We start from the raw sequence: 4,702 nt of genomic DNA, 5'->3' as shown, positions 1-4,702 counted from the left end.
GTAAGTTCTATCAGGCATTAGGGAGAAAGGAAGAAGCCGTATTCTCCTTTGACTTGTGTTGGCATGTTTTGTTGTTCTTCTACCTAAAAGAGAAAATGAAAGAGGAGTTAAAAGGAATAAGATAAGTTTATAACAAGGTTGAGAAAACAACTTAACGTTGTCTCTCACCAAACCATTACCGATAATAACAAATAAATTAATTTCATCATGGGACTATTTTTACAAATTACGTTTCAATCACAAGGAGGAAGAACACCCGAAAAAGCATTTAAAAATCAAAAAATTTTAGACTATATTATAGATGGCCTAAACGATTTTGATTGGCAAGAATCAAATTCGACCAAACTAACTACTCTTGATCCCCAATACAGCCATATTACAATTGGCGCAATTCTTAGATTTTTCCTTTCAGAAAATATAGAAGGTGGCAATTTAAAATCATTTTACAGATACCTAAAAAAAGATGATAAACTTATAATAGATCAAATGCTTACAATAGATAAATACGATGATTTATCTAAAGATGAGACGAGAAAAGCACTTTGTGATGATATATTCCTATATTTCAAAGAGGTTATTTTAAAATATAAAGACCGCTTTCTTGATTTTAATGCCGTTGCTTTTATCCCATTGCTTGAAGAAAGGTTTGAGGACATAAAAAACGGTAAATTAGTAAGTAGAAGAAAATATGAACAATGGTAATTATAGGCTATCAAAGAAGGTGGGTAAATTGCTTTATCTCATTTCTTCATCGAAATTTTATAATATCAAAATAAGTAAAAAATATCGGTAACGAAGCGTGATAACGCTTACAGCGTTCCCCGCTAAACCATTAGCAACAAATAAAAATAAGAAATATGAACTATAAAACAATGCTCGCAAAAGTTCTTGGAGAAAAAGAACTTATGGAAATGAATGTACAGACTATTAAAGACGATGAAAGCCTGTTCTATAAATTAGTGGATAAAAATTTCCTCTTAATAGTGGATTGGAGTGGAGAAGATAGACAAGGAATGTTGTATAACTTCTTCAACAACAGACTTCAATCAATGTTGGGGGTACAATTGGTTGTGTCCGAAGATGAAGTTTATCAAAAATATAATCAAGAAATAGAAGAACCCAAACGAGGTGATTTCATTCCATTTGCGTTATCCTATTTTGATAAGCAATTGGAAAAGCTTGGGGCAAGAGTTGTATTGCTTGACTTAGAAAATGACACTTATAACATATTGGTGGCTTATAAAAAAGATGCCAAAAAACTAAAGTCTATAAAATCTGATTTTTGGAAGTTATCAACTTTAGAGCAAAAGCAAGGTCGAGTGGTTATTTCCATAACCTGCCCTAATTGTAAAGATTTTGCATGTTATGACATGTTGATTGAAGAGGAAAGCAATATGGCAAATGAAAAGTGCGAAGTATGTGGAACACTCTTTTGGGATGAAAATGCAAATGAAGTTGTAGAAATGGAAAAGACTTATTATTAATGTAGTTGCTAACAAGCACCTGTGCCACTTAACAGTGGCAAGCTGCAAACCATTAGCGAAAATTTCAGAAAGATGAGATACAGAAAAGAAACAATAAGTCATTTCGCACGAAACAATCTGATGCGAGAAGGGGAAAAATACAAGTATTATTTTTTTGACTACCTGTATTATCGGTTATATGTGGTTTATCGAAAACATAATGAAGCTGCACGTCTCAGTGCCTGCCTCTTATTGGGCATGGTTTCTATGATAATATTTTTCTTTTTCAGTATCTTCTTTAACAAAGTACTGACAGATGATTGGTTTTCATTAGAGAACTTCACTTCCATTCAGATACAAAGTATATTTGTGGGTGTAGGTATGTTGTGCTTTATCGCATTCTTTTTGCGATATACTCGCAAAAGGACAGCCGCTATACTTTTGAAATACAAAGGTAACATGTGGAACAAGATACTCCCAGCATGGATGATATATTGTTCTCCTCTATTGGTGTTCTTGGTAGGAATAGGTATATGCAAATTGATTTATAACTAAATATGATAAAAAATTTCAAGTAATATTTCGCTAACAACGCAGGATAACGGCAAGCCGTTCCCTGCTAACCATTATGAACAATTAAAAAACAAGATATGGAAGCAAATGATTTTATAAAACATTGTCACACATTATTACAAACAATTTCCACACAAATGGATATTAACAAGTTGCATGGCGAGCAAAATATTATGATACTTCATAATTTGCAGCTTGAAGGTTTCATGGATTTGTCTGTCCGGGAGAATGGCATAATGTTTTCATTTGGAGCCGATGATAAGTATGTTTATTTAATTAAGAATACTGATAAACATTTATTTGATCCTCCTGTTTACTATAATGACGGGGATCTTTTTCTTGAAGAATCTTCTAATTTTCTACTTATAGAATTAGCCTTATGGATTTCAACAAAATCTAAAAATACATACTCAATACGGAAATTTAACTATTTGAAGATACGTGATTATTTCCCTATTTGGATTAGAGGTACATATTGTTTATATACATTAAGGATAAATACAAGTCTGTCATCCTTTTTTATTCGACAAGGAGATAAGAAAATAACATTTGTTGCGCCAAGCCCAGAAGTGTTAGATAATATCTTACAATCTGTTGATTGCAAAAAAGAATCTTCTGAGCAAAAATCAACCTCCAATAAGATTTTTGAGGTTGATTTGTCAGGAAAAAAATTGAATGTAGAACTTGCATACTCTCCAGATAGTCCACAGACAGAAATAGATAAATGGCTATCTATTCTTAAACCTGAAGAATTGGATAAAATGAAAATTCGACTAAGTAAGAAACTAACAAAAGATGTGTTTTCTCAAACAGATAATGTTTCCAAACATGATCTTGTGGAACAAACCAACTTACTTTGTGGGGATTTGTCTATTGATAAAATCATTGTTGACAAAGGATATATTACAATCATTTTCTTGGCTCCAAATGTTTTACCTGATTATGTTATTAACTGTCAGTTAAACAAGAGGCTATCTATAATTGATTATTATCTGGAATAATGTGTGATAAGTAAAGTTCATAACAAGGTCGAGATAACAGCTAAACGCTGTTCCTCACCAAACCATTATAAACAGTAATGCAAAATATGAAACAGAAAATATACCATATCAGTATCTTTTTACTCTTTTGGTTTTGTGGAGTAGCCTATCCACAAAATCACAAAGCGGATATTTTGCAGCAAGACCTTTCTGGCTTGTTTGACAATTCAAGCATGATTGGCATATTAGGAGAAGATTGTAGCCGAATTGACATTCATATTACCGATGCTCGGAAAATAGATAGTAGAGAATATGAGATAATTGGTATCAGTCGTACCCGATTGTCCGTAATATGTCCGTTTAAGGGAAAGGTTTGTATAGATAGCATTTCTTCCTGTTCTCAAATAATAAAAAGTGAATATACGGAAGTGGACGGTTTCATATACGGGCATTACTCGTTTGAGGAATACGGAGACAAACGATATAGCGGTACATTCTCCGGTTCTTTCAAGCAAGGTTATCGGATGAGAGGACAACAAATAGAGAAAGGACTAAATGAAATATCAGAACTGAAATTGAACTTATCTGAATATCGGGGTAAGTGGAAATCCGCAAAGGGGCTGACAAAAGTCTGTTCCTGGGCAGATGAAATCATACCAGATACTCCAGCAAACTTCTGCCTGTTTAATGATGCAGGAGAATGGGTTGTATCACCGAAATATCGTAAGAATGGTTGGGAAAATCTATATAATGCCTATCACAATGAGAATCTGACAACGGACGAGATACAAAAGGCTCGTGAAGTGGAAAAACAGGAATGGTGGGTAAATAAAAGCCAATCATGCAAAGTAAATTGAGTTTATAACAAAGCGTGATAACGCTTACAGCGTTTCCCGCTTAGCCATTAGTAACAACATTGTTATGAGAAAAGAAGTTGAACAATTAGCTTTAATGGGTGCTATGCCCAATGAAACAGACGAACGAATAACGGCTGAATTAATTTATGAATATGAAGACTTATTATGCAAGATAGTTAAGCCTATCACTTGGGATGAAGCACATATTTTAATCAAGCTCTTTCCGCCGACTGCTTTATATGGAATAGAATGGACATTGTTACATTTAATAGAGTCTGTGTATTCAGAAATAAATTCTCTTGAATACAGAGAACTTATAAATGAATGTAATAGTACAGAGTTTAAGGAAATGCTTGTTCAACGTCTTAATAACTCACAACAGAAAAAAGTTACTAACAAAGCGTGATAACGCTTGACAGCGTTCCCCGCTATCCCATTAGTGATAACAGCATAATTTACAAATTCAAAATATATAGGTATATGATTGTATGTGCAATAACTATTATACTCATAGCGATTTTACTCTCGCTATTCTTGTTTAGGAAAAAAAAGTACAGTATCGGAAAGAAAATAATATTGATAGTATGCTTTTCGATAGGCATGTATATTTTGTTCAGTATCATTATGCTGCTATATTTCTTCTTAGGTGATTTCTCCGCAGAAGAATTATGGTAAAAATATCACTAACAATGCAGGGTAACGGCAAGCCGTTCCCTGCTGAACCATTAGATACAATTATATATGAATATACCTACTGCAATAAAGGAAATACTTGTTCATAACCATTGGGATGAATTTAACTTTCAAATGATGTCGGATTGTTACGCTG

General features: G+C 33.3%; 6 protein-coding genes. All 6 read left to right on the top strand.

The features are described 5' to 3' along the window. The first annotated feature begins 207 nt into the window (after positions 1-207). The 6 genes from H6A27_RS13815 to H6A27_RS13790 all read left to right on the top strand — a co-directional run bounded on the left by H6A27_RS13815 (position 208) and on the right by H6A27_RS13790 (position 4,279). On the top strand, positions 208-702 hold the full coding sequence (locus H6A27_RS13815; protein ID WP_204509102.1) for a hypothetical protein: 495 nt from the start codon (positions 208-210) through the stop codon (positions 700-702). Between the two features lie 155 nt (positions 703-857). Next, on the top strand, positions 858-1,484 hold the full coding sequence (locus tag H6A27_RS13810) for a DUF6630 family protein (protein ID WP_013616527.1): 627 nt from the start codon (positions 858-860) through the stop codon (positions 1,482-1,484). Positions 1,485-1,556: 72 nt separating this feature from the next. Next, the gene (locus H6A27_RS13805) at positions 1,557-2,018 is read left to right on the top strand and encodes a hypothetical protein (RefSeq protein ID WP_204509101.1); all 462 of its coding nucleotides are present in this window, start codon (positions 1,557-1,559) and stop codon (positions 2,016-2,018) included. 95 nt (positions 2,019-2,113) lie between these two features. Next, positions 2,114-3,037 (top strand): hypothetical protein, encoded by a 924-nt coding sequence (locus H6A27_RS13800; RefSeq protein WP_072544685.1) that lies wholly within the window; start codon positions 2,114-2,116, stop codon positions 3,035-3,037. An 86-nt stretch (positions 3,038-3,123) separates the two neighbouring features. After that, complete coding sequence (locus H6A27_RS13795) at positions 3,124-3,873, top strand: hypothetical protein (protein ID WP_204509100.1); 750 nt, start codon at positions 3,124-3,126, stop codon at positions 3,871-3,873. A gap of 64 nt (positions 3,874-3,937) precedes the next feature. Then, complete coding sequence (locus H6A27_RS13790) at positions 3,938-4,279, top strand: hypothetical protein (RefSeq protein WP_013616518.1); 342 nt, start codon at positions 3,938-3,940, stop codon at positions 4,277-4,279. Positions 4,280-4,702 lie beyond the last annotated feature (423 nt).

Origin of the sequence: Bacteroides caecigallinarum, from assembly GCF_016902295.1 — a bacterium.
GTDB classification, from domain to species: domain Bacteria; phylum Bacteroidota; class Bacteroidia; order Bacteroidales; family Bacteroidaceae; genus Phocaeicola; species Phocaeicola caecigallinarum_A.
The sequence above is the reverse complement of the archived record's forward strand: the minus strand, read 5'-3'. Positions and strand labels throughout refer to the sequence as shown.